Raw genomic sequence first — 22,943 nt, 5'->3', positions numbered from 1 at the left:
AGGCTTCTCATGATGGCGGCCCCTGCGGAACCATCAGGCCCTGCAGACCAAGACTCGGATCCACCACGGTCGGCCCGGGCGGCGGCGCAGCGGGAGCCGGCTGCTCAGCGGGCAGCGCGTCGGGCGGTGGCAAGTCCGCGGGCGGCGGGGTGTAGTCCGGCCGCAGCCTGTCGTCGCTGTAGGTGATCTCACCTGGGCGGGCTTGCGGACCGACGAACGGGTTGAGCCCAAACGGCAGGTAGTTGTAGATGCGGTTCTTGATGATGGGCTCGACGTACTGCATGCAGAGCTTCGATACCCGGTCCAGATGCAGTCTCGAGGCCGATTCGATTGAGCTGCAGATCCATTGGGGAATGTTGGCGAAATTGTTCAACGCGATGATTCCGGTCATCGCGCCCTGCGCCGGCTGGTAGATGTTCATGAAGTTCTGGAACACCGTCGGGACGACGTGCAGGATCTGCTTGATATCGGCTCGGCTGTCGTTGAGCGCCGTCGTCACCGAACTCAGCCGGTCGAACGTGACACCGATCGATTCCCGATTGTCCGCAAGAAAGCCGCGCAGATCCACCAGTGCCCCGTCGAGACCCTGCACCGCATTGGCTACCTCGTTGGGTGTGTTGGACAGGATTGTCGTCACACTTGCCAGGTTCTGGTTGAACGCGGCCAGCAGATCGCTGCTGGAGTAAAGGGCCGAAACCAGCAGCTGCAGATTGCGCACCGTGCTGAAAATGTCGTCGGCGTGATCACCGAGCGCCGAAATCGCTTCGGAAAGCTTGATGATGGTGTCGTGGGCCGTGTCGCCCTCGCCCCGCAGGTTGTCCGCGGTCGAGTTGATGATCTCACCGAGCGAGTTCACGCCACCCGGTGTCGATGGTTGCAGCGACTCCGTCAGTTTCTCCAATTGCCTGCGGAAGTCATCCCATTCGACCGGCACCGCGGTGCGGTTGATCGGGATATTCGCTCCGGCAGCCAGTTTGGGCCCGCCGGAGTAGGCGGGGACGAGTTGAATCGCCCGCGATGTCACCAACGACGGCGACAGGATCGCAGCGCGCGCATCGGCCGGGATCGCATACTGCTTATCGACGGAGAATGTCACCTTGGAGCTCGCCGGTTGCGGCTCGATCTTGTCCACCACACCCACCGCGACGCCGAGGATGCGAATTTCGTCACCGACGAAAAGACCGTTCGCGTTGACGAAATACGCGGAATACGTGTTTTTGTCGACCGCTTTCCACAGCTGCCTGCCGACGAGGAACGTAGAGCAGACGAGCGTCACGACCAAGCTGACGGCGGCCACTCCCCGAAGCGCACTTCGAGTGTTTCGGCTGAGGTTCACGGCGCCCCCGTGACGGCGGGCCCTGGCGCCGGTGCGGGCTCGGGAGGTGGCCCGGGCGCGGGTCCCGGGGACGGCGGCTGGGACCACAACGGCACCGGCGCGAGTTCCGGTGGGACGGGCGGCGATCCCGTGGGCGGGTCCACGGACTCCGAAGGCAGGTGTTGGTTCGGATCCAGATAGCGGTCATACATCCGCGAGTCGAGAATCGGTCCGCTGAGCTGGCCAGGAACCAGGTTCGCCACGTATGCCTTGAAGAACGGCCCGGATCCCAGCACCTCTCCGAACGACATCGCGTACCGCTTGAACTTCGGCAGGGTCCGCTGAATGTCTTCCTTGCGGTTGTCGAGGACCTCGAGCACACCATTGAGCTTGTCCAGCGCCGGCTTGAGCTGCGTGCGGTTGTCATCGACCAGACCCGAAATCTGGTGCGACACCGCGGTTATGTTGTTCATCAGGGCGTCGATGGAATCCCGCTCCTGCAGTAGCGCCACCAGCAGCGCATTGGAATTGCCGACCAGACCGGCGATCTGTTGGCTACGGCGACCCAATATTCCCGCCACGTTGTTGGCGTTGGAAAGCAGGCTGCGCAGTTGCGCATCGCGATTGTTGAGGGTGTCCGAGAACCGGGCCACTCCCTCCAGCGCGGGCTTGACGTTGGCCGGTGTCTCTTTGAATGTGTCAGCCAAAGTTGTTAAAGCAGACGACAATTGAGTGGTGTCCAGCCCACTGATCTGGGTGGTCAAGTCGCCCAGCGCGTCCGGAAGATCATAGGGCGAAGTGGTGCGTTCCAGCGGAATGGTGCCTTTGAGCCGCCCTTCGCCGCGCGAAGTCAACTCGAGCATCTTGGAACCCAGAATGGTCTCGGTCTTGATCGCCGCTTCGGTGCGTTCACCCAACGCGACGCTCTTGCGGACGGTGAAGCCCACCCGCACTTTGGTGCCTTCCAGGCGGATGTCGGAGACTCTGCCGACCCCCACGCCGGAAACCCGCACCTGGTTGCCCGTCTTGATGCCACCGGCTTCGGAGAAGTAGGCCGAATAGTTGTCGTAGTCGTTGACGAACGGCAGCTTGTTGTACTGGAAGGCGATGACAAGCACCAAGGTGAGCAGCACGGTGCCCATGACCCCGAGCAGGAACGGGCTCCGGCCCTTGCCCGGTGTGCCTTTAAATCGGCTCATCAGTATCTACTCACTGTGGCGTGCACCGCCCGGACGGCTGATTGATCAGCTTGACGTAAATCGGGTTGCCTCCCTTGCCATTCAGCTTCAGCAACACCTCGCAGAAGTAGAAACCGAAGTAGTCGCCGTTGAGGCCCTGTCGGGACAGCACTTGATAGACGTCCGGGAGAGTGTGCAGCAGGTTGTCGACGTACTCGCGGTCGGCTAGCACCTGGCTGGCCATCCGGTCGGTCTCGCGCACCACGTCCTTGATCGGTTGGCGTGCCTGGACAAGGAGATCGGCAATCGACCCGGCGGCCGCGTTGACGTAGGCCAGCCCGGTGGAGATGTCCGTTTTGCGCTGCGACAAGCCCTCGACGAACTCCGACAGCTTGTCCAAGCCATCGGAGAACTCGTGGTCGCGGGTCGCGAAGGTGTGCAGCACCGTGTTCAAGTTGGTGATCAATTCGCCGATCAGCTCACTGCGTCCGGCCAGCGTCGAGGTCAGCGTCGCGGTCTGCGCCAGCACCGAGGAGAGGGTTCCGCCCTGCCCCTGGAAGATTCGCAGCAATTGGCCGGACAGCGCGTTGACCTGGTCGGGGTCCAACGCACGGAACAACGGCCGGAAGCCGCCGATCAACGTGTCGATGTCGAGCGCAGGCGATGTCCGCGCCAGCGGGATCGTCCCGCCCGGGGCGAGGCGGTGCGGCGAACCGGCGCCCTCTTCAAGCGCCAGAAAGCGGTCACCGATCAGGTTTTCGTAGCGTACGACCGCCTTGGTGCCGTCGGTGAGTCGCAGGCCCTTGTCGATCGAAAAGGAGATGGTCACCGTGCCGTCGCGGTGTAGGTCGATGTCACCGACTTTGCCCACCTCCGCCCCGGCGATGCGAACGAAGTTGCCGGACTTCAACCCGGAGATGTTCGTGAACACGGCGTGATACTCGGTGCGGTCCTCGAATCGAAGCTGTCCGAATACCGCGATCAACGCGAATGTGAAGACCAGGCACACCACCGTGAACAGCGCGACGCGGCTCCAAAGTTTAAGAAGGCTCGCCCTTCCCCCTTGACTCATGGCGGCGGCTGTCCCCCGCGGTAGAAGTAGCGCGGCGGTTCGGGGGGATTCTTGGTGGTCGGGAAGTAGTTGGACCACCAGGGGTTACCGACGGCCATGTTGGTGCGGATCTCGTTGGGCTCAGTGCCCCAACCGGTGTCGGTGACCAGCGCACGCACCGGATAGTTGGCGCTCGGATCGGGCAGCGACCCGCAACTCGGCTTGCCGCCGGGACCACCGGTGGCATTGACCTTCGGCAGGTGCTTCGGGTACCGGTACGGGTCGTCACCGAAGAGCATGCCGGCATCCATGATGAACGAATAACCGTTGCCGCCCAGCGTGTGTCGGCCGCCGTGCTCCACGTACCACTGCGCACCCTGAAACAGGCAGGTGTAGGTCGGGGAATACATCTCCAGCAGCTTGGTGGTCGGGTCGAGCAGGTTGATGGCGTTCACGATGTTCGATTCGTTTCGGCCGATGACACTGATCCCGGTCTGGCTGAAGCCGATGGTCGCCATCAGCAGCGCATCGAGTGACCGCTGGTTCTCGGTGATGGTGGCGGTGGTGGTGGTCGCCGAGTCGAGGATCGACAGGATGTCTTGCGCCGCACCGGAATAGATGGCGGTCGTCTGGCCGAACAGCTTCCAGTCGGTGTGGATGGTTTCCAGGCGCGGATTGACCGTCAGCAGCAGGCTGTTCGCATCGGTGATCGCCTGTCCGATCCGATCGCCCTTGCCGCGCACCGATTGTGCGAAAGCTGACAGGATCGAGTTCAACTTCGCCGGGTCGATGGCCTGGACCAACGACTGCAAATTCTCGAATACCGTGTTGACTTCGACGGTCACATTGCGGGAATGCAGCGTGGCGCCGGGCTTCAGTGCGACGGGGCTTCGATCGTCGGGCACGATGAGGTCGATGTATTTGGAGCCGAACGCGGTGGTCGACTTGATCTCGGCCTCGACGTTGCTCGGCAGGTATTTGAACGCTTCCGGTTGCATCTTCAGTTGCAGCTGAGCCGCCTTGGTGTCGGTGCCGATCGACCCGACCTGGCCGATCTGGACACCGCGCAACTTGACCTTGGCGCCGGGTTCCATCACCAGGCCGGCCCGGTCCGAGACCAGGGTCAGCGGGATGGAGTCTTGGAACTTGCCGGAGAACATCCCCGTGGTCATCACCACCAGGCCGCCGATGATGAGAAACAACGTTGGCGCGTACCAGATCGGATCGATCCGGCTGGTGCGAACTCGGTTGGTCTTGAAGACCCCGCTGCTATGGCGCTTTTTGCTCACTTCGCGTGACCCAGGCCTAACCCGACAGGTTGAAGTTGCCGTGCTGACCGTAAACGGACAGCGAAATCATCAGGCAGACAAAGGCTGTGACGATCATCGACGACCGCACCGAGCGACCGACCGCCTCCCCGACCCCCGCCGGACCGCCCGTCGCGGTGAAACCGTAGTAGGTGTGCACCACCATCACACCGGTAGCCATCGTCAACGCCGACGCGAACGACCACAACAGATCGTTCGGGTGCAGGAAGGTGGCGAAGTAGTGCTCGTAGACGCCACGGGACTGGCCGTAGATCGAGATGGTGAGGAACTTGGCCGCTATGAACGACGCCAGCACCGCCACTGCATATAGCGGGATCACCACCAAGACACCGGCAATGATGCGGGTGGATGCCAGGTAGGTGATCGCGCGGATACCCATAACCTCGAGTGCGTCGATCTCTTCGTTGATCCGCATGGCACCCAACTGCGCCGTGGCACCGGCACCGATGGTGGCCGCCAACGCCAGGCCGGCCGTGCACGGCGCGATCATCCTGACGTTCAAGAAGGCGGATAAGAAGCCGGTCATCGCCTCGACGCCGATGTTCGACAGCGAGTCGTAGCCCTGCACCGCGACCAAGGCGCCGGTGGTCAGGGTGAGGAAGCCGATGATGCCGACCGTGCCGCCGATCACCGCCAGCGCTCCGGTGCCCATGCCCATCTCGGCGATCAGTCGCAGCAACTCACCGGGATAGCGGCGAACTGCTTCGCCGACATTCAACAAAGACCGTCCATAGAACGCGGTTTGCTCACCCAACTGGCGGGTGTAGGCGGTCACCTTCGGGCCGAGGGTGGCCGCCCAGGGTCGCTCGTCGACGGCTACGTCACTCATTTGGCGGTCACCTTCACGCCCAGAGCGGTACTCAAGATATTGATGAAAAACAGTGCCATGAAGGAGAACACGACCGTCTCGTTCACCGCGCTGCCCACCGCGGCGGGGCCGCCGCCGACCGATAGCCCCTTGTAGCAGGCGATCAATCCTGCCGAGATCCCGAACAACAGCGCTTTGACCAACGAAATCACCACCTGCGGCAATCCGACGAGCAGCGTCATCCCCGCCACGAACGCACCTGGTGTGACGTGCTGGACGTAGACCACGAAGATGTAGCTGCCGACCAGGCCGGTAACCGAGACCACTGAAAACAGCAGCACCGCAACGAATGTGGCGGCGATCAGGCGCGGAACCACAAGCGCCTGAATCGGATTGACGCCAATCACCTTCATCGCGTCGATTTCCTCGCGGATGGTGCGTGCGCCCAAATCGGCGCACATCGCGGTGGAACCGGCTCCGGAGACGACCATCGCCGTGACGACCGGGCCGACCTGCGTCACCGAGGCGAGTCCAGCGCCGGCGCCGGACAGGTCTCCGGCGCCGATCTCAACCAGCAGAATGTTCAGCACGAACACGATCAGCACCGTGTACGGAATCGACAGCATGATCGTCGGGAAAATCGACACCCTGGCCACAAACCAGATCTGCTCGAGTATCTCGCGCCAGTTCCACGGCCGGCGCACCAACACCACGAAGGTCTCGGCGCAGAACTTGAAGAACTCGCCCAGGGCGTTCATGGGCGTGGCGGCCTTCGAAGCCATGCTCGAAGCGTTCACCAAATTGCCCACCCCCCCCGGGTTGATCCGTGCGTGCATGCGGCTGACCACTCGCTTACGCCGACGTCGCAAAAAAATTCGCCGTCGCTCGTAATTCCTTGTCCCGCAATGGCTTAACGGATTCTGCAACAAGGATCGGGCCAGGCCGCCTGATTGCAGATAGAAACATGCCGCCAGCTTACGAGTACACGCAGGCGATTCCCAGGTTTGCAATCAGCCGGAAAAGAAGGGTGTTACGGGCGCGCGGGTCAGCCGACGTTCGCGCCGCCTTCGGCAATGCGACGGACCGCCCGCAAGAACACATCGATCTCCTCGTATGTGTTGTAGAAGGCAAACGAGGGACGAACGGTCGCCTCCAGACCATAGCGGCGCAGGATCGGCTGTGCACAGTGATGTCCGGCACGTACCGCGATGCCTTCGGCGTTCAGCGCCTTGCCGACCTCGAGCGGCTCATGTCCGGCCAGCACGAATGACAAGACGCTGGCCTTTTCCTCAGCGGTGCCGATAAGGCGCACTCCGGGTATGTCAGCCAGTCGCGGGGTCGCGTATTCCAGCAAGGCGTGTTCGTAGGCCGCGATGCGCTCGACCCCGATTCGCTCGACGTAGCGAATCGCCTCACCCAACCCGACGGCGTCGGCGATGTTGCCGGTGCCGGCCTCGAACTTGTTCGGCAACCCCTGATACAGCGAGCGCTCCAAAGTGACGTCGGCGATCATGTTGCCGCCGCCCTGCCACGGGGGTGTCTCGGCCAGCGCCTCTTCAGTTCCGTACAGCACGCCGATACCCGTCGGGCCATAAATCTTGTGCCCCGAGAAGACGAAGAAATCAGCGCCGAGCTCGGCGACGTCGATGGGCACGTGCGGAATCGACTGGGCCCCATCAATCAACACCCGTGCGCCGTACCGGTGACCCAGCTGAACAATCTTTTCGACCGGCGTCACGGTGCCCAAGGCATTTGAAACGTGAGTCGCTGCAACCAGTTTCGTCTTCGGCCCGAGCAGGTCCTCGAATTCCGACAGCAGTAGGTTGCCCCGGTCGTCGACCGGTGCCACCTTGAGCACCGCGCCGGTCAGCTGCGAAACAAGCTGCCACGGAACGATATTGGCGTGGTGCTCCAGGTGAGTGATGACGATCTCGTCACCCGGTCCCAGATGCTTACCACCCCACGCGTGGGCCACCAGATTGATGGCCTCGGTGGTGCCACGGACGAAGATGATCTGCTCGGTTTTGGGAGCGCCGATGAATCGCCGTACGGTCTCGCGGGCCTCTTCATAGGCATCGGTGGCCCTGGCCGCCAACTCGTGCGCGGCACGGTGGATGTTGGAGTTCTCGTGCGCGTAGAAGTAGGACAACCGGTCGATGACCGCTTGCGGCTTCTGGGTGGTCGCCGCGTTGTCGAACCAGATCAAAGGCTTCCCGTTGACCGTCTCCTGCAGGATCGGGAAATCCGCCCGGATGGAGGTGACGTCGAAGACCTCGTGGTCATCGGGCAGCTGCGGCACCGGCTCGGCCGCGATGACTGGCCGGTTAAGGAAGGAGTAGCTGTCTTCGTCGCCCGCTGACCCGGCGGTCGGTGCGTCGGTCCAGCCCAGGTCGGCGACCGAGGGGGCCTGGCTTGACCACCCGGGAGTCGAGCCTCGCGGAGCGACCGGGGCGGTGGGCGGGCCTCCGGCCAACACGCCCGGAACCGTTGGGACGATGCCCGAAGTCGGCACCGCGAAGGCGCTGAAATCAGCGACCCCCGGCAGGAACGGATCGCCCACTGCCGCGGCCGTCTGACCTGCTGACGGCCCTGCCGTGCTGTCCGGCACGTTGCCGCGCGGACCCACCGGCGCCGTTTGGGGCGGCAAACCTTCAGGCCCTGGCGACGTCGGCGCCGGCACATACACGTTGGAGTAGTTGAGCAGCGGAATCGGATTGGGAAGGGGGTCGGAGGTGCCTGCGGCGGTCCGCCCTGCAGAAGTCACAGCTGTCGTGTCGGGCACATTCCCGCGCGGGGCGACTTGCGTCACCTGTGGCGGGCTGTCGGGTCCCGGACGAAGGCTGGCCGCATACAGCTGGCTGGCCAGCGCCGCCAACTCAGCGGCGCCGACGGGCAGGTCGCTTTCGGCGTCTACCGACCGATACTCACTTGTACTCATGGAACTGGTCCACCGCGACGTCGTCGAGCACGCCGAGCGCGTCGTCGGTGAGTACCGCCAAGGACGTGTACAAGGTGACCAGATAAGTCGCGATCGCCGACTTGTTGATGCCGGTGAACCGCACCGAGAGGCCGGGAGCCTGCTCGCCGACCAGGCCCGGCTGGAACAGACCCACCACACCCTGGCGCTCCTCGCCAGTGCGCACCAGGATGAACTTGGTCTTGCCGTCTTCGACGGGCACCTTGTCCGACGGGATCAACGGAATTCCGCGCCAAGTGATGAACTGCGCACCGAACAGGCTCACGACTGGCGGCGGGACACCGCGGCGGGTTGCCTCGCGGCCGAACGCCGCCACCCCGAGTGGGTGGGTCAGGAAGAAGCTCGGCGTCTTCCACACCTTCGTGATCAACGAGTCCAGGTCGTCGGGGGTAGGTGCGCCACCCAGCGTCTGAATGGTCTGCTCCGGAGTTGCCTGCGCGAGCAAGCCGTACTCGGGGTTGTTGACCAGCTCGGACTCTTGGCGCTCTTTGATGGTCTCGATGGTCAGCCGCAACTGCTGCGCGATCTGGTCGTGGGGGCTGGAGTATAGGTCTGAAACGCGGGTGTGTACATCCAGCAGGGTCGAGATGCTGCGCAGCGTGTACTCGCGTGGGCTGGTTTCATAGTCGACGTAGGTCTCCGGGAGCGGCTCGTCGATGCTGGCGCCGGCTTCCGCCTTGACCGCCACCTGATCGGGATTCACCACGCGGTTGACCCGGTAGATACCGGCCTCGACCGGGACCCATCCCAGCAGGTGCAGGAGCCAGCGCGGGGTGATGGTCGAGAGTTGAGGAACAGTCTTAGTCGCGTTGGCAAGCTGCCTGGCAGCAAGGTCTCCTAGAGACTGAGACTCATTCTGAGCCGTCGTCATTGCGGTCCTTCCTCACGAATTCCGATCACGGTGATTATTTCTATTAACTCAAGTCGGTCAGGCCCATCATGCCCCATCTGAGGTACTGACGCCCGCCGAGGGTAAGCGACCGCGACAGGTCCACACAAACCTTTAAGCAGGCGTGAGGCAAACCATCAGCAAGCTTTGAAACGGGGCATGAAATGGGTCATGGCCTATAGTGGTGCCATGCAACAGGCCTTCCAGCCGCGACTCACTCCCTCGCGCTGCCTTGGAATGTCTTTCTGTTGTTGTTGTTGTTCTTTCTGAGCCCGTAGAAATCCTCGCGCTATCCCACTAGCGGCGGCATGGCAAGCCGTCGGATGAGTCGGTGATGCGCGGCTCCCATTCCTCGGAAAGATCACCCGTTCATGACTTTGCTGTCAGCTCCCATACGTGCTTTACCCACGGTGGCGACCCGCCGGCGCATCCGAGTGCGGCCAGCCACCGAAGTAACCCGCATGATGCGCTACCGAGGCGGCACCTACTCCCACACTGTCGATCGCATCGTGTTCACCGACGGCACCACCGCGCGCACCGACCTGATCCGGCTCAATCCCAACCTGCAGGCCTATTCGCTGGATTTCACCGGCATCGCGCCGCATCAGCCGTCGCGCTACCGACTGGACACGTGGTCGGCGCTGCCGCACCTGAATGTCCGAGGTTGCGAGGGTGAAGTCGACTGGATCCTGCGCCACTCCTACCCGATGCGCTCAACTGCCGAGCTGAGCCGACAGCTGCGCCAGGCCGGTTACCCACTCGGACCCGCCAACATCAGCGAGCACGAAGCCATCGCCGGGACGCAGGCCGCGATCTGGTATTTCACCAACGGCATGTCGCTGGACACCCGACCGCTCAACGCGCCCATCGCTGTGCACCACGGTCCGGGCCCGGTCATCACCTTCGAATTCGACGGTCAACCAGAACTCGGCGGGTACTCGCTGTGGGCGACTTCAGACACTGCGGCAACCGTCAAGCTGCAGAAGTCGGCAGATGGAAACGTCTGGCAGGACGTCTCCGGGTCGCGATCAAGCATCGACGCAGGTAAAGGCCACTACCGACGGACGCTCGGCGTCGGCAGCACCCTGTCGGCCAGCAGTCACGGCAGCGGCCGCCTCGGCTATCGCTACTACCGGCTGATCAATACGACACCGGACGCCGCACTCGAGATCGACCACGTCGACTTCTGGCTGCACGGTTCCCGCCACCATCGCAACGCCGACCGCATCGTCCACCTCTACAACTACCTACTCGCCGGGGCTTACACCTCGCTGCGTGAACCCGAGCAGACACCGCTCGTCGACACCTACGCGACTGTCGAATCCGAGCTGATCGGCCCCTTTCACGTGCGCACCCCCTTGAAGCTGAACGTCGTTGGCGGTCACGCGATCGTCGATGCCGACGGATTCAGTATTGACGGCGCCGTCGAGCCCGGCACCGAGTTCTACGTCCGTCGCATCCCCGGCACATCCGCAATAACATTGACTGCGTCCACTCCCCACACCATGGGCGGACGGGTACTCACTGGGGTGGCGTTGGACGGGCCACACCAGCGGTTCACCCCGGTTGCCCTGACTGTGCCAACAGAATTGACGATCGAGTTCGACATCAGCTGGGACGAGGCGTGGACCATTCCGAAGGCCGACATTTGAGAGAAGGCAAATGAGCATCGCGGACAACATCACCCAACTGATCGGTAACACGCCGCTGGTCCGGCTGCGCAAAGTTACCGACGGTGCCGTGGCCGATGTGGTGGCCAAGCTGGAGTCGTTCAACCCGGCCGGCAGTGTGAAAGACCGCATCGGGGTGGCCATGCTCGACGCGGCCGAGAAGGCCGGCCTGATCGGCCCGGACACCATCATTCTCGAACCGACCAGCGGAAATACCGGCATCGCGCTGGCGATGGTGGCGGCGGCGCGCGGCTACAAGCTGGTGCTCACCATGCCGGACACCATGAGCATCGAGCGGCGGATCCTGCTGCGCGCCTACGGCGCCGAGCTCATCCTCACCCCCGGTTCCGAAGGTATGCCGGGCGCAATCGCGAAGGCCGAGGAACTGGCCAAGACCGACCAGCGGTATTTCATCCCGCAGCAATTCGAGAACCCGGCCAATCCCGCTGTTCACGCGGTCACCACCGCCGAGGAGATCTGGAAAGACACCGACGGCAAGATCGACATCTTCGTCTCGGGCATCGGTACCGGCGGCACCATCACCGGCGTCGCCCAGACCATCAAGGAGCGCAAGCCCTCGGTGCAGTTCGTCGCCGTCGAGCCTGCCGCATCGCCGGTCCTGTCCGGCGGCCAGAAGGGTCCGCACCCAATCCAGGGCATCGGCGCCGGATTTATCCCCCCGGTACTCGACTTGGGCCTGATCGACGAGATCATCACCGTCGAGAACGAGGAATCGCTTGACCTGGCCCGACGGCTGGCCAAAGAAGAGGGACTGCTGGTCGGTATCTCCTCGGGTGCTGCCGTCGCGGCGGCCCTGCAACTGGCCCGCCGGGAGGAGAACGCCGGAAAGCTGATCGTCGTCGTGCTGCCCTCGTTCGGGGAGCGGTACCTGAGCACCGTGCTGTTCAAAGATCTGAGCGACTAACTGTGCTGTCAGCAATCCGGCGTGACATTCAGGCGGCCCGAGACCGGGATCCGGCGGCGCCCACTGTGCTGGAGGTCATTTTCGCCTACCCGGGTGTACATGCCATCTGGGGCCACCGCGTCACGCATTGGCTGTGGCAACGCGGCAGGCGACTGCCCGCGCGCACGCTCGGCGAGCTGATCCGCATCTTGACCGGAGTCGAGATTCATCCCGGTGCGGTGCTCGGGCCCGGACTGTTCATCGACCATGCGACCGGTGTGGTGATCGGCGAGACCGCCGAAGTCGGTGAAGACGTCACGATCTTTCATGGGGTCACCCTCGGTGGTACGGGCGGGCGGACCGGGAAGCGTCACCCGACCGTGGGTGATCGGGTGGTCATCGGCGCCGGCGCCAAGGTGCTCGGCGCGATCAAGATCGGCGACGACAGCCGCGTCGGTGCCAACGCTGTCGTAGTGAAGGAAGTGCCGTCCAGCGCAGTCGTCGTCGGAGTGCCCGGACAGGTCGTCAGCCGCCCCGGCCCCGCCAGTGAGGACGAATCCAAGCTGCCCGACCTGGTAGGCGCCAGCCTGAAGTCGTTGCTCACCCGAGTCGCCAGGCTGGAAGGCCGCGGGTCGGTACCTAATGGCCAACAACCCGCCATCCAGACCGACCGCGTCATCCGGCCGCCCGAATCCGGCGTCTGGTACGGCGAGGACTTCTCCATCTAGGGAATATCGCGGTGCGGAAAGTGTTGGTGGGGTCGTGAGTTCTGTAGTCGTCGCGGGGATTGCGATCGTCGTCGCATTAGGGGCCGCCAGCGTGATCGGTGTGGTGGTCAATCGCCGCTCCGGCGTACTGCGTGGGCCGAAAACCCCCTCGGCGACCGACCAGGACAACTCAGACCTCGGCCTGTCCGAAACGGGTCCCACTGTGCTGCACTTCAGCGCCGACTGGTGTGGCCCGTGTGCCGCGGTGCGCCGAGTGGTCGATCAGGTGTGCGGCAGCCTTCCCGACGTGTCACACGTCGAGCTGGATATCGACGCGAACCCGATCGCCGCCAAGCGACTGTCCGTCTTGTCGCTACCCACCACGTTCATCTTCGACGCCGAAGGCCGGCAGCGATACCGCACCGCGGGCGTACCGAAGGCCGCTGACCTGAGCAGCGCGTTACGCCCACTGTTGACCGCAGAACTGAGTTGAGAGGAGCCGTTGATGTCACCTGATATCAACCAAGTAGACGTCCGGGGCCCGCGGTTCGCCGCCTGGATCACCACCAGCGTCCTGGTGTTGACGTTGGCGGTCTCAGTGGTCAGCCAACCCGCAGCGGCGGTGCTGCTGGGCGTCCAGGCCGTCATCTTTGCGCTCAGTGCGGTGCGGGGCCCACGCAAGAGTCCGTACGGGTTGCTGTTCGCCAAGCTCGTGGCACCCCGACTGAGCCCGGTAACCGAGCGCGAACCGGTACCGCCGCTGAAGTTCGCGCAGTTGGTGGGGCTGGTTTTCGCGGTCACCGGAGTTGTTGGCTTCGCCGCCGGCATACCGCTGCTCGGCGTGATCGCGACCGGGTTCGCCCTGTTCGCCGCATTCCTCAACGCCGCTTTCGGCATCTGCCTCGGCTGCCAGATCTACCCGCTGGTGGCGCGGTTCCGCAGCGCGCCGGCGGCGTGACAGTCTTCACGCAGGTTGGCAACGGTTAAATCGCCTGTGAGGCAAACACATTGAAAACCGTCGAGGTTCGACTCGACGTCATAGAGTGATGCTATGCGACGTTTGCGGCAGCTCCCGATAGGGCACGCCGCGCGCTTTTGTTGTTGATCTCCGCACGCTCACCGGGGCTGGAACCGACCGGCTGACCCTTGCGTGTAACCGGGTGCAGCTAGTTGTAACAAGCAGATTGTCTAAATCTCTGCGCATCAATGCTTCTGCTGACACCATCAATATAGGGAGGAGATCAATACGTGATTGAAGGTGACCAAGCTTCGCAACAGTTCAGTCGTGGCCGGGTGGAAACCACCCGGGTCATCGACACCGCAGTGGGAATCCTGGTCGGGTGGCGGCGCTGCAGCACGCAGACCGCCTTCAGGGAGCTCCTCACCGCCAGTGAAATACACCATGTTCCGTTGTTCGCCATGGCCGGCGCCTTGGTGAACCTCGCCAGTGAGCACGCCAACTCGCAGTCTGCGGGACCCGCTGCCGAGAAGGGCGCCCAGCGCGAGTGGGCCGAGGAACTTACGTCAACGGCGGCCGTTGAAAGCCGGCCACGGCACACAGTCAACAGGTACCTCTGACGGGATTGCCAATCCCGTCCTGACGATGAAGACCATGACGGAGCCGACGTGGGACTATCGGCTCCCCCGGGTGGACTCGAACCACCAACCCTTCGGTTAACAGCCGAATGCTCTGCCAATTGAGCTACAGGGGACTATCAGTCCAACGAATGTTGTTGCCTGATCGCGGGACGACTCTAGCGTACCGGTGGGACTCCTCCAACTAGCGCCCCGGCTAACCCGGATCGCCGCAGGTGAAGCACGGCCGGCGACGCGGTGGCGCGGCCGCAGCACGGATCGGCACGCCCATTCCCGGGCGAATGAGGCAGGATAGAACCAATCGCACTTCTCCTCGGAGGGATCGCTTTGATCGGGTATGTCGCCGTATTGGGCGTGGGTTACGTGCTGGGCACGAAAGCCGGGCGCCGCCGCTACGAGCAGATCGCCGGCACTTACCGTGCGGTGACCGGAAGCCCCGTCGCGCGATCGCTGATCGAAGGTGGGCGCCGCAAGATCGCGGATCGGATCTCACCCGACACCGGATTTGTGACGCTGACCGAGATCGACGAGCAGACCACGATCATCGAGCGCCGCGTCACCCGCCCGGCCCAAACCATCGAAGCGGCTGTCGAGCCGCAGGTGAACGCCGCCCGCTAGGGGCAGCTCAGCCGGTGACGTCGTTGCCGCTGGCCTGCTCCAGCAGGCTGCGCCGGTAGGCCTCCATCGCGACCAGGTCCCCGAAAAGCGCGTGGTACTCGTCGCCCTGCTCGATCGGTGACATGCGCTGCAACTTCGACTTCACCTCGGCGATCTGCCGGCCCATCCACACCTCCTGCAGACGTGCCAGCACCCCACCGATGTAGCGGGGCAGCAGCTCTTCATCGGCGCGAATGATCTCGACGCCCAGCTCGCTGATCAGACCGGCGGTCAACGGCGAAGTAGTGTGCTGCCGCACCATGTCCATCCATTGCGCCCCACTGACACCGGTCGAGGTACCGCCGGCGGCCTCGATGGCCGCCCGCACGGCCGCGTATCCGGGGTGGGTGAAGCTCTCGACGGTCAGGGTGTCGAATACCGGGCCGGCGAACGCGGGAAACTGCAGGGCCGATTTGAGCGCCTCACGTTGCGGCCACAGCGTCGGATCGCGGGGGTTGGGGCGGGCGGCCGCAGGAGCGGAATCGATCGCGTCAGGAGCCCCGTCAGCGGGTTCCTGGACGGTCCGACGGGTGGTCTTGGTAGTGGGTCCGCCCGAGCCGGCACTCCTGGACTTCTTGGCCTCGGTCCGGACGCGGTCGATGAGCTGCGGGACATCGTCCCAACCGACCCAGCCGGCCAGCTGTCGGGCGTACTCGTCGCGCAGCGTGGAGTCCTTAATCTGACCCACCATCGGTACGCAGCGACGCAACGCCCCCACCCGGCCTTCGGCGCTGTCCAGGTCCATTTCAGCGATCGCCGTCCGAATCGCGAACTCGAACAACGGGGTTCGACGGGCAACCAGGTCGCGAAGCGCCGCGTCACCGGAGCGCAGCCGCAGATCGCAGGGGTCCATGCCGTCGGGTGCGACCGCCACGAAGGACTGACCCGCCAGGTTCTGCTCGCCGGCGAAGGCCTTGAGCGCGGCGGCCTTGCCGGCCTCATCGCCATCGAAAACGTAGATCAACTCGCCGCGGAAGAAACTGTCGTCCATCATCAGCCGGCGCAGCATCGCCAGGTGTTCCTCACCGAACGCGGTACCGCAGGACGCCACCGCGGTGGTGACGCCGGCCATGTGCATGGCCATCACGTCGGTGTAACCCTCAACCACCACCGCCTGGTGCCCCTTGGCGATGTCTCGCTTGGCCAGATCGAGCCCGAACATCACCGAAGACTTCTTGTACAGCAGCGTCTCGGGCGTGTTGACGTACTTGGCATCCATCTGGTCGTCATCGAACAATCGCCGTGCCCCGAACCCGATCACCTCACCGGCCGAGGTGCGGATGGGCCACAGCAGTCGCCGGTGAAAGCGGTCCATGGGTCCACGGCGCCCCTGCCGGGAAAGTCCGGCGGCCTCCAACTCTTTGAACTCAAAACCCTTGCGCTGCAGATGCTTCGTCAGCGTTTCCCAGCCCGATGGGGCGAACCCGCAGCCGAACCGGCGGGCGGCTTCGGCATCGAAGCTGCGATCGGTCAGATACTTGCGGGCCGGAGCCGCCTCGTCTGAATCCAGTTGCTGCGCATAGAACTCGGCGGCTGCCGCGTTGGCGGCAACCAGCCTGCTGCGGCTGCCGCGGTCGCGCTGCACGCTGGTGGCCGGGCCGGTGTAACTGATCGTGTGCCCGATCCGGTCGGCCAGCAGTTCGACGGCTTCCACGAAGCTGACGTGTTCGATCTTCTGGATGAAGGCGTAGACGTCGCCGCCCTCGCCGCAGCCGAAGCAGTGGAAGTGACCGTGATTCGGCCGGACGTGGAACGACGGCGATTTCTCGTTGTGAAAGGGGCACAGGCCCTTCATCGAATCGGCGCCCGCGCGCCGCAGTTGAACGTAGTCGCCGACAACATCCTCGATGCGGGCCGTTTCCCGGATTGCGGCGATGTCGCGATCGGAGATCCTGGACCGACCGCCCGAACGGCCCACATCCCTGGGACCCGCCGGACTCGACACGGGCTCAGTCTAGGCCGTTGGCCGGACTGGCTGACCCACGTTGCCTTCCTGCCAGATGCGCTCCAGCCGCCCCTCGGTGTAGGAGGCGATCTGATCGATGATGACCCGCAATCGGGCGCCATCGTCGGGTGCCGTGTGAAATGACGCGGCAAATACTGGATCTAGTGTCTGTGGAGCACCGGCCAGCATCCACTGCGCCACCCGGTGGATGCGTTCGCGCTGACGAGCCTGCGTTTCCAGGTGCCGCGGGTCGGACATGATGAACTGCAGCGCCAGGATTTTCAGCAACGCGACCTCGGCGCGCACCAATTCCGGCACCTGCAGGTCGGCCTGGTAGCGCACCAGCGGCCCCGGACCGGCCGAGGCGCGGGTGGTGGCGATTGCTGCCGTCGCGAACCGGCCGACGAGTTCGCTGGTCAACCGCTTGAGCGCAACCGACGCAACCAGGGTCGCGTCGTACTTACCGACCGCGGCGACCACCGGCAGCCCAGACAGCCGCCGCGCGGCTTCCATCAGTTCGTCGGCGGTGATGCGCGGGAATTCGCTCTCCCCCAGTTTGGCCAGCGCAGCCGCTTCGTCTTCGTCGGCGAGCACGCGCAGGTCGATCCGTTCGGAGACGACGCCGTCCTCGACATCGTGCACGGAGTAGGCGACGTCGTCCGCCCAGTCCATCACCTGAGCCTCCAGGCAGGGCCGCATTGCCGGAGCGCTCCTACGGGCCCACTCGGCAGCGGCGCGGTCGTCATCGTAGAAACCGAACTTCCGGCCGTTTCCGGGGCCGTCCCCTCGCTCCCAGGGATACTTGGTGACCGCATCAAGGGCGGCGCGAGTCAGATTGAGCCCGGCGCTGCGGCCTTGCTCATCAAGGACTTTGGGCTCGAGGCTGGTCAGAATGCGGAAGTTCTGCGCATTGCCCTCGAAGCCACCGTAGACGGCGGCGACCTCGTTGAGGGCCCGCTCCCCGTTGTGTCCGTACGGCGGGTGCCCGATGTCGTGGGCCAGGCCGGCCAGTTCGACGAGGTCGAGATCGCAGCCCAACCCGATCGCCATGCCCCGACCGATCTGGGCCACTTCTAACGAGTGAGTCAGTCGGGTGCGCGGAGTGTCGCCCTCCCGCGGGCCAACGACCTGGGTCTTGTCGGCGAGCCGACGCAACGCGGCACTGTGCAGCACCCGGGCCCGATCACGCGCGAAATCGGTGCGGTGCTGACCCTCGGTACCCGGCAGACCAGCAGTCTTCGGCACTTCGTGTACCCGTCGCTGACGGTCGAAGTCGTCGTAAGGGTCGCGCTGATTGATGGTCACCGATCCACAGTCTGCCAGGGCGATCCCAGCGGATGCCTGCAACCAGCCGCCGCTAATTCGCCGTGCCACCGCATCTCGGGTGGCGCGGTTGGGAGCCCGGATGCTGGGTATCACCTGCTGCACTGGGTCGGAACCAGGTCGCGGAACGCTCAGCAGTCGGCGCGGTCAAGGCGCGATTGTTTTTCGAGGAGATATTCAATGCACAAACGACGCTGGATTTGGCGAATGACCACCGCGGCAATCGCCGCGGCAGCACTACCGGGGCTACTCGGGGTAGTCGGGAGTGAGCCGCGCGCACGGGCCGCCGCAACGGAATTCCTGCAGGTTCCGTCGGCGGGGATGGGACGCAACATCACCGTTCAGTTCCAGCAGGGCGGGGCGGCCGCGGTCTATCTCCTTGACGGCCTACGCGCTCGCGACGACCGCAACGGCTGGGACATCGAAACCAACGCATTCGACGAATACGCGGGTTCCGGCATCTCGGTGGTGATGCCCGTCGGCGGGCGCTCCAGCTTCTACGCCGACTGGTACGGGTCGGCAAATGGTGCCACCTATAAGTGGGAAACCTTCTTGACCAGCGAGTTGCCGGCCTACTTGGCGGGCAAAGGGGTCCGCTCGACTCGTAATGCAGTAGTGGGCGTATCGATGTCGGGGTCGTCGGCGTTGATCCTTGCCGCCTACCACCCGGGGCAGTTCGCCTATGCCAGCGCGTTGTCGGCTTACCTGAGCCCGTCCAAGGGCAACGGGCCCACCTTGATCAAGTTCGCGATGAACGACGAGGGCGGCTTCAATCCGGAGGACATGTGGGGACCGTCCGGCGGACCGGGATGGCAGCGCAACGATCCCACCGTTCAGGCCGGACGCCTGGCCGGCAACAACACCCGGCTGTGGGTGTACAGCGGCAACGGAACGCCGTCGGAGTTGGGCGGCGCGGGCGGCAGCAGCCTCCCGGGCCAGATCATCGAGCAGGTCGTGCTGCAGAGTAACGAAGACTTCAGAACCGCCTACACGTCCGCCGGCGGCCACAATGCCACCTTCAATATCGACGGCAGCGGTCAGCATGGTTGGGGCTACTGGAACGCGCAATTGGTTGCCATGAAACCGGACATGCAGCGCACGCTGGGCGCCGGCGGCTGATCGCCTACGAGTCGGCAGGTATGGCGCGCCTTGCGCAGCCATATTCGCGGAGTTGTGGTTCATCCAAGTTAAATGAGCGATATGCGCTTTGCTCGCCTGCTCGGTTTGATCCTGATAATCGCCGGCCTCACCGCCGGGCCGCTGCTGCAGGCGCCGCGTGCCGGCGCACAACCGCCGTTCCGCTTGCCGAGTTACGTCACGGACAACGCTGGCGTGTTGTCGGATGCCGACCGGGTGGCGGTCACCACGGCCGTCAACAAGCTCTACGCCGACCGCCACGTCCGACTCTGGGTCGTCTACGTGGACAACTTCTCCGGCCAGAGTCCGGTGAACTGGGCGCAGCGGACGATGCGGACCAGCGACCTGGGCAACTATGACGCGCTGCTGGCGGTTGCCAGCACCGATCGCGCGTACGCCTTCCAAGTGCCGTCCGGGGTGCAGGGCGTTACCGCAAGCAAGGTCGACACCTTGCGACACGACCAGATCGAGCCGGCACTCCGCAACGGCGATTGGCGGGGTGCGGCCATCGCCGCGGCCGACGGGCTCAATGTCTCGCCCAGTTCGACGGGTCGTTACGCGCTGCTCGGCGCGCTCGGGGTGATCGTCGTTGCCATGGTGGTGTTGCTACTCGTGATGCGCCGACGGGCGCGGCACCGCCGCGCCAACGCATTGGCGGCGGCGCGCCGAGTCGACCCCACCGATGCCACGGCGTTGGCAGCAGTGCCATTAGACATCCTCGACGACCTGTCCCAGTCGATGGTGGTGGAGGTCGACAACGCGATACGGACCAGCTCCAACGAGCTCGCACTGGCGATCGAGGAGTTCGGCGACCAGCGCACCGCGGCGTTCACCCAAGCCGTGAACAACGCCAAAGTTGCGCTTTCCCAAGCATTCACGGTGCGTCAGCAACTCCATGACAGCACGCCCGAGACACCGGCCCAGCGGCGCGAGCTGCTCACCCAGGTGATCGTCGCGGCGGCCACTGCCGACCGTGAACTGGAGTCACAGACCGAGGCCTTCGAGCAACTGCGTGACTTGGTGATCAACGCCCCGACCCGACTCGACGCGCTCACCCAGCAGTATGTGGAACTCACCACCCGAATCGAGCCGGCCGCACAGCACCTGGCCGAGTTGCACACCGAATTCGGTACCGCGGCACTGACTTCGGTCTCCGGCAACGTGACAACCGCCAAGGAGCGACTTGATTTCGCCGACCGCAACATCAGCTCGGCACGTGACATGGCGAGCCGAGCAGTAGCCGGCCAGCAGACTCCGCTGGTGGACGCCGTACGGGCCGCCGAATCCGCTGTCGGACAGGCCCGCTCGCTGCTCGATGCGGTCGACAGCGCCGCCGGCGACATCCGGCACGCCGCTGAGAATCTGCCATCGCTGGTGTCCGACACCCAGACGGCGATCAAACGCGCCAACGAGCAATTGCACAACGCGAAGGGCATCAATTCGGCCCACACCGGCGAGTTGATCGCGGCGCGCGACACGGCGGCCAGAGCCCTGGACAGCGCGGGCGGCGCGGGCGGCGTTCGGAGCATCGCCGACCCGCTGAGTGCTTTCGCCGGGCTGAGCAAGGCCGATGCCGAACTGGACCGGATGCTGACCACGGTGGCCCAAGAGCAGGCCAACGCAGAGCGGCTAACCCGCTCGTTCGAGCAGGCGGTATTCACCGCGGAATCGCGGGTCCGGGCGGTGTCGGAGTACATCGACAACCGACGCGGCAGCGTGGGAGTCGATGCCCGGACTCGGCTCGCCGAGGCCAAACGCCAGCTAGACGCTGCCCACGCCGACAAATCGACAAATCTGACCGAGGCGATCGCCTACGCCAACGGAGCCTCGACTCTGGCGGCGCAGGCACAAACGCTGGCCAATGCAGATGTGCAGGCGGCGCAGCGCGCCTTAACCCGGCGCGGTGACGGCGACACCGGCGCAGTTCTGGGCGGCATCATCATCGGCGATCTGCTCAGCGGCGGCATGCGCGGCGGCTTCGGCGGTTGGAGTCCGACATCGTTTGGCGGCTCGTCAGGCTCAGCGGGCTCTTCCGACAACTCTCCCGGCGGCTACCTCGGCGGCGGCGGACGATTCTGAGGCACAAAAAAACTACGCACGCTCACCCACGGAACATCGCCGTGCGTATGTGTGCGTAGTTGGTGATCGCGGCGACGCACCGGATAGTGGTGCGCCGCCGCGAACCGCGAACTTATCAGGCCCAGCTGGACCCGACGGCGCTGTCGGTCTGCGCCATGTTGTTGCCGGCCGACTGAACCTTCTGGCCGTGGGAGTTGGCCTGCTCGTAGATCACCTGGAAGTTGCGACCCAACTGGGCGATGAACTCCTGGCAAGCAACCGAACCGGCGCCGCCCCAGAAGTCACCGGCAGCCAGCACATCGCGAACGATTGACTGGTGCTCGGCCTCCAAGGAAGCGGCCTGTGCGCGAATCAGCGCGCCGTGAGCGTCGACGTCGCCGAACTGGTAATTGATTGTCATCGAACCTGTTCTCCTTAGTTTGTGAAAGTTTTAGGCTGCAGCGATTTTCGCTGTAGTTGGGACTAGCTGGACAGGGTCTGCTGCGCGGCCTGCTCTTGCTGCTCGTAGTTGTTCGCGTCGCGGACGAGTCCGTCACGAACGCCGTGGAGCATGTTCACGATGTTGCGGAAGGCCTGGTTCATCTGGCCCATGGTGTCGAGCGAGGTGGCCTGAGCCTGACCGCTCCAGCCGGCGCCGGCGATGTTCTGCGAGGACGCCCACATACGACGGGCCTCGTCCTCAACGGTCTGAGCGTGGGTCTCGAAACGACCCGCCATCGCACGCATCTCGTGCGGGTCGGTCATAAAGCGTGAAGCCATGTTGCTTGTCTCCTTGTTTAAGTGGACTTGTTACTTGTTACGTAGAATCCTCATACAGCTTGACTGTTGTGATTGCCGGCCGCGGCGATCCGAAACCGTCGATCAACCGTAGACAACGACAGTCATCCCCCCTCCCTCTCAACCAACATATGGCGAACGCGGGACAACGCGACTGCTTCGGGGCATCTCGAAACGAGGTTCAGCGTTCTCCGCTTCCCACTCTTTCCACTCGGCCCACTCGTCCCACTCGTCAGTACCCGCTTCGACCGGTTCCGGATCGACCGCACCGGGCACGACGACGACTTCGGCACCCTCTTCATCGTCCTTCGCCCAGTGGTTGTATTCGTCCGGAGGGACGGCCGTACCCCAGCTGAGCGGAACCGACAACCCACCAAGCATCCCCGACTCACCACGCTTCGCCGCCACAGAATCGGGCGGCAAGGGCGGTCCAAGAGGCAAAAGCACGTTGTCTCCTTTCAGTGCCTATGTAAATCTGCCATCACTCGACGACGAGTACACATCATCAAGCCCTTGCATCGTAAGTCAATCTGGCGACCAACGGGAGCCAATTCCCGATTTTGTGCGCCTAACAGTGCGCCTCCGGCTGGGCTTGCAATACG

General features: G+C 64.1%; 22 protein-coding genes and 1 tRNA gene. 9 read left to right on the top strand and 14 right to left on the bottom strand.

Annotated features, from left to right (window positions below; genetic code table 11):
* Positions 1 to 7 precede the first annotated feature (7 nt).
* From ACZY1I_RS15835 to ACZY1I_RS15800, 8 genes are all read right to left on the bottom strand, one after another.
* Positions 8 to 1,336 (bottom strand): MCE family protein, encoded by a 1,329-nt coding sequence (locus ACZY1I_RS15835; protein ID WP_463755391.1) that lies wholly within the window; start codon positions 1,334 to 1,336, stop codon positions 8 to 10.
* Positions 1,333 to 2,514, bottom strand: a complete 1,182-nt coding sequence (locus tag ACZY1I_RS15830; RefSeq protein ID WP_463755390.1) for an MCE family protein — start codon at positions 2,512 to 2,514, stop codon at positions 1,333 to 1,335. Before ACZY1I_RS15830 ends, ACZY1I_RS15835 begins: the two co-directional genes overlap by 4 nt.
* A 10-nt stretch (positions 2,515 to 2,524) precedes the next feature.
* Positions 2,525 to 3,565 (bottom strand): MCE family protein, encoded by a 1,041-nt coding sequence (locus ACZY1I_RS15825; RefSeq protein WP_463755389.1) that lies wholly within the window; start codon positions 3,563 to 3,565, stop codon positions 2,525 to 2,527.
* Positions 3,562 to 4,833, bottom strand: a complete 1,272-nt coding sequence (locus tag ACZY1I_RS15820; RefSeq protein WP_463755388.1) for an MCE family protein — start codon at positions 4,831 to 4,833, stop codon at positions 3,562 to 3,564. The genes ACZY1I_RS15825 and ACZY1I_RS15820 overlap by 4 nt, the downstream gene beginning before the upstream one ends.
* 16 nt (positions 4,834 to 4,849) lie before the next feature.
* On the bottom strand, positions 4,850 to 5,701 hold the full coding sequence (locus tag ACZY1I_RS15815; protein ID WP_463755387.1) for an ABC transporter permease: 852 nt from the start codon (positions 5,699 to 5,701) through the stop codon (positions 4,850 to 4,852).
* Positions 5,698 to 6,462 carry an MlaE family ABC transporter permease gene (locus ACZY1I_RS15810; protein WP_463755386.1) on the bottom strand — a complete coding sequence of 255 codons (765 nt, stop codon included), beginning with the start codon at positions 6,460 to 6,462 and terminating at the stop codon, positions 5,698 to 5,700. The genes ACZY1I_RS15815 and ACZY1I_RS15810 overlap by 4 nt, the downstream gene beginning before the upstream one ends.
* 263 nt (positions 6,463 to 6,725) lie before the next feature.
* Positions 6,726 to 8,618 (bottom strand): family 2A encapsulin nanocompartment cargo protein cysteine desulfurase, encoded by a 1,893-nt coding sequence (locus ACZY1I_RS15805; protein ID WP_463755385.1) that lies wholly within the window; start codon positions 8,616 to 8,618, stop codon positions 6,726 to 6,728.
* A complete protein-coding gene (locus ACZY1I_RS15800; RefSeq protein WP_463755384.1) occupies positions 8,605 to 9,528 on the bottom strand; it encodes a family 2A encapsulin nanocompartment shell protein in 924 nt (307 codons plus the stop codon). The genes ACZY1I_RS15805 and ACZY1I_RS15800 overlap by 14 nt, the downstream gene beginning before the upstream one ends.
* A 389-nt stretch (positions 9,529 to 9,917) precedes the next feature.
* Here ACZY1I_RS15800 and ACZY1I_RS15795 point away from each other — a divergent pair, with 389 nt between their 5' ends.
* From ACZY1I_RS15795 to ACZY1I_RS15770, 6 genes are all read left to right on the top strand, one after another.
* A complete protein-coding gene (locus ACZY1I_RS15795) occupies positions 9,918 to 11,198 on the top strand; it encodes a thioester domain-containing protein (RefSeq protein WP_463755383.1) in 1,281 nt (426 codons plus the stop codon).
* 10 nt (positions 11,199 to 11,208) lie between these two features.
* Positions 11,209 to 12,141, top strand: a complete 933-nt coding sequence (cysK, locus tag ACZY1I_RS15790; protein WP_463755382.1) for a cysteine synthase A — start codon at positions 11,209 to 11,211, stop codon at positions 12,139 to 12,141.
* 2 nt (positions 12,142 to 12,143) lie between these two features.
* The gene (cysE, locus tag ACZY1I_RS15785; RefSeq protein ID WP_463755381.1) at positions 12,144 to 12,848 is read left to right on the top strand and encodes a serine O-acetyltransferase; all 705 of its coding nucleotides are present in this window, start codon (positions 12,144 to 12,146) and stop codon (positions 12,846 to 12,848) included.
* A 34-nt stretch (positions 12,849 to 12,882) separates the two neighbouring features.
* Positions 12,883 to 13,320: a thioredoxin family protein gene (locus ACZY1I_RS15780; protein WP_463755380.1), complete on the top strand. Its 438-nt coding sequence runs from the start codon at positions 12,883 to 12,885 to the stop codon at positions 13,318 to 13,320.
* A gap of 12 nt (positions 13,321 to 13,332) precedes the next feature.
* Positions 13,333 to 13,785 carry a DUF4395 domain-containing protein gene (locus ACZY1I_RS15775; protein ID WP_463755379.1) on the top strand — a complete coding sequence of 151 codons (453 nt, stop codon included), beginning with the start codon at positions 13,333 to 13,335 and terminating at the stop codon, positions 13,783 to 13,785.
* A 290-nt stretch (positions 13,786 to 14,075) separates the two neighbouring features.
* Complete coding sequence (locus ACZY1I_RS15770) at positions 14,076 to 14,405, top strand: ANTAR domain-containing protein (protein WP_463755378.1); 330 nt, start codon at positions 14,076 to 14,078, stop codon at positions 14,403 to 14,405.
* A gap of 61 nt (positions 14,406 to 14,466) precedes the next feature.
* Here ACZY1I_RS15770 and ACZY1I_RS15765 read toward each other — a convergent pair.
* Positions 14,467 to 14,539 (bottom strand) — tRNA-Asn (locus tag ACZY1I_RS15765).
* A gap of 211 nt (positions 14,540 to 14,750) precedes the next feature.
* On the opposite strand from ACZY1I_RS15765, the gene ACZY1I_RS15760 reads away from it, so the two are divergent.
* A complete protein-coding gene (locus ACZY1I_RS15760; protein ID WP_463755377.1) occupies positions 14,751 to 15,041 on the top strand; it encodes a hypothetical protein in 291 nt (96 codons plus the stop codon).
* Positions 15,042 to 15,048: 7 nt separating this feature from the next.
* Here ACZY1I_RS15760 and dnaG read toward each other — a convergent pair whose 3' ends face one another.
* Both dnaG and ACZY1I_RS15750 read right to left on the bottom strand, forming a co-directional pair.
* Positions 15,049 to 17,025 (bottom strand): DNA primase, encoded by a 1,977-nt coding sequence (gene dnaG, locus ACZY1I_RS15755; RefSeq protein ID WP_463755376.1) that lies wholly within the window; start codon positions 17,023 to 17,025, stop codon positions 15,049 to 15,051.
* Between the two features lie 9 nt (positions 17,026 to 17,034).
* Positions 17,035 to 18,330, bottom strand: a complete 1,296-nt coding sequence (locus ACZY1I_RS15750; protein ID WP_463755375.1) for a deoxyguanosinetriphosphate triphosphohydrolase — start codon at positions 18,328 to 18,330, stop codon at positions 17,035 to 17,037.
* 198 nt (positions 18,331 to 18,528) lie between these two features.
* Here ACZY1I_RS15750 and ACZY1I_RS15745 point away from each other — a divergent pair, with 198 nt between their 5' ends.
* Both ACZY1I_RS15745 and ACZY1I_RS15740 read left to right on the top strand, forming a co-directional pair.
* Positions 18,529 to 19,467 carry an esterase family protein gene (locus ACZY1I_RS15745; protein WP_463755374.1) on the top strand — a complete coding sequence of 313 codons (939 nt, stop codon included), beginning with the start codon at positions 18,529 to 18,531 and terminating at the stop codon, positions 19,465 to 19,467.
* A gap of 81 nt (positions 19,468 to 19,548) precedes the next feature.
* Positions 19,549 to 21,564 (top strand): TPM domain-containing protein, encoded by a 2,016-nt coding sequence (locus tag ACZY1I_RS15740; RefSeq protein ID WP_463755373.1) that lies wholly within the window; start codon positions 19,549 to 19,551, stop codon positions 21,562 to 21,564.
* A 115-nt stretch (positions 21,565 to 21,679) separates the two neighbouring features.
* Here the strand turns inward: ACZY1I_RS15740 and ACZY1I_RS15735 are convergent, their stop codons facing one another.
* From ACZY1I_RS15735 to ACZY1I_RS15725, 3 genes are all read right to left on the bottom strand, one after another.
* Positions 21,680 to 21,964 (bottom strand): WXG100 family type VII secretion target, encoded by a 285-nt coding sequence (locus ACZY1I_RS15735; protein WP_463755372.1) that lies wholly within the window; start codon positions 21,962 to 21,964, stop codon positions 21,680 to 21,682.
* A 62-nt stretch (positions 21,965 to 22,026) separates the two neighbouring features.
* Positions 22,027 to 22,323 carry a WXG100 family type VII secretion target gene (locus ACZY1I_RS15730; RefSeq protein WP_463754076.1) on the bottom strand — a complete coding sequence of 99 codons (297 nt, stop codon included), beginning with the start codon at positions 22,321 to 22,323 and terminating at the stop codon, positions 22,027 to 22,029.
* Between the two features lie 138 nt (positions 22,324 to 22,461).
* Positions 22,462 to 22,788, bottom strand: a complete 327-nt coding sequence (locus ACZY1I_RS15725; protein ID WP_463755371.1) for a hypothetical protein — start codon at positions 22,786 to 22,788, stop codon at positions 22,462 to 22,464.
* Positions 22,789 to 22,943 lie beyond the last annotated feature (155 nt).

The organism is Mycobacterium sp. IDUB_37, assembly GCF_055419245.1.
This window is presented reverse-complemented; position numbering and strand designations above follow the sequence as displayed.

What these genes read in the sequence shown, in the direction of transcription:
- ACZY1I_RS15775 (WP_463755379.1), top strand. Translation starts at nt 13,333, where the DNA reads ATGTCACCTGATATCAACCAAGTAGACGTCCGGGGCCCGCGGTTCGCC.
- ACZY1I_RS15745 (WP_463755374.1), top strand. Translation starts at nt 18,529, where the DNA reads ATGCACAAACGACGCTGGATTTGGCGAATGACCACCGCGGCAATCGCC.
- ACZY1I_RS15830 (WP_463755390.1), bottom strand. Translation starts at nt 2,514, where the DNA reads ATGAGCCGATTTAAAGGCACACCGGGCAAGGGCCGGAGCCCGTTCCTG.
- cysK (WP_463755382.1), top strand. Translation starts at nt 11,209, where the DNA reads ATGAGCATCGCGGACAACATCACCCAACTGATCGGTAACACGCCGCTG.
- ACZY1I_RS15795 (WP_463755383.1), top strand. Translation starts at nt 9,918, where the DNA reads ATGACTTTGCTGTCAGCTCCCATACGTGCTTTACCCACGGTGGCGACC.
- ACZY1I_RS15810 (WP_463755386.1), bottom strand. Translation starts at nt 6,462, where the DNA reads ATGGCTTCGAAGGCCGCCACGCCCATGAACGCCCTGGGCGAGTTCTTC.
- ACZY1I_RS15825 (WP_463755389.1), bottom strand. Translation starts at nt 3,565, where the DNA reads ATGAGTCAAGGGGGAAGGGCGAGCCTTCTTAAACTTTGGAGCCGCGTC.
- ACZY1I_RS15740 (WP_463755373.1), top strand. Translation starts at nt 19,549, where the DNA reads ATGCGCTTTGCTCGCCTGCTCGGTTTGATCCTGATAATCGCCGGCCTC.
- ACZY1I_RS15805 (WP_463755385.1), bottom strand. Translation starts at nt 8,618, where the DNA reads ATGAGTACAAGTGAGTATCGGTCGGTAGACGCCGAAAGCGACCTGCCC.
- ACZY1I_RS15735 (WP_463755372.1), bottom strand. Translation starts at nt 21,964, where the DNA reads ATGACAATCAATTACCAGTTCGGCGACGTCGACGCTCACGGCGCGCTG.
- ACZY1I_RS15800 (WP_463755384.1), bottom strand. Translation starts at nt 9,528, where the DNA reads ATGACGACGGCTCAGAATGAGTCTCAGTCTCTAGGAGACCTTGCTGCC.
- ACZY1I_RS15815 (WP_463755387.1), bottom strand. Translation starts at nt 5,701, where the DNA reads ATGAGTGACGTAGCCGTCGACGAGCGACCCTGGGCGGCCACCCTCGGC.
- ACZY1I_RS15730 (WP_463754076.1), bottom strand. Translation starts at nt 22,323, where the DNA reads ATGGCTTCACGCTTTATGACCGACCCGCACGAGATGCGTGCGATGGCG.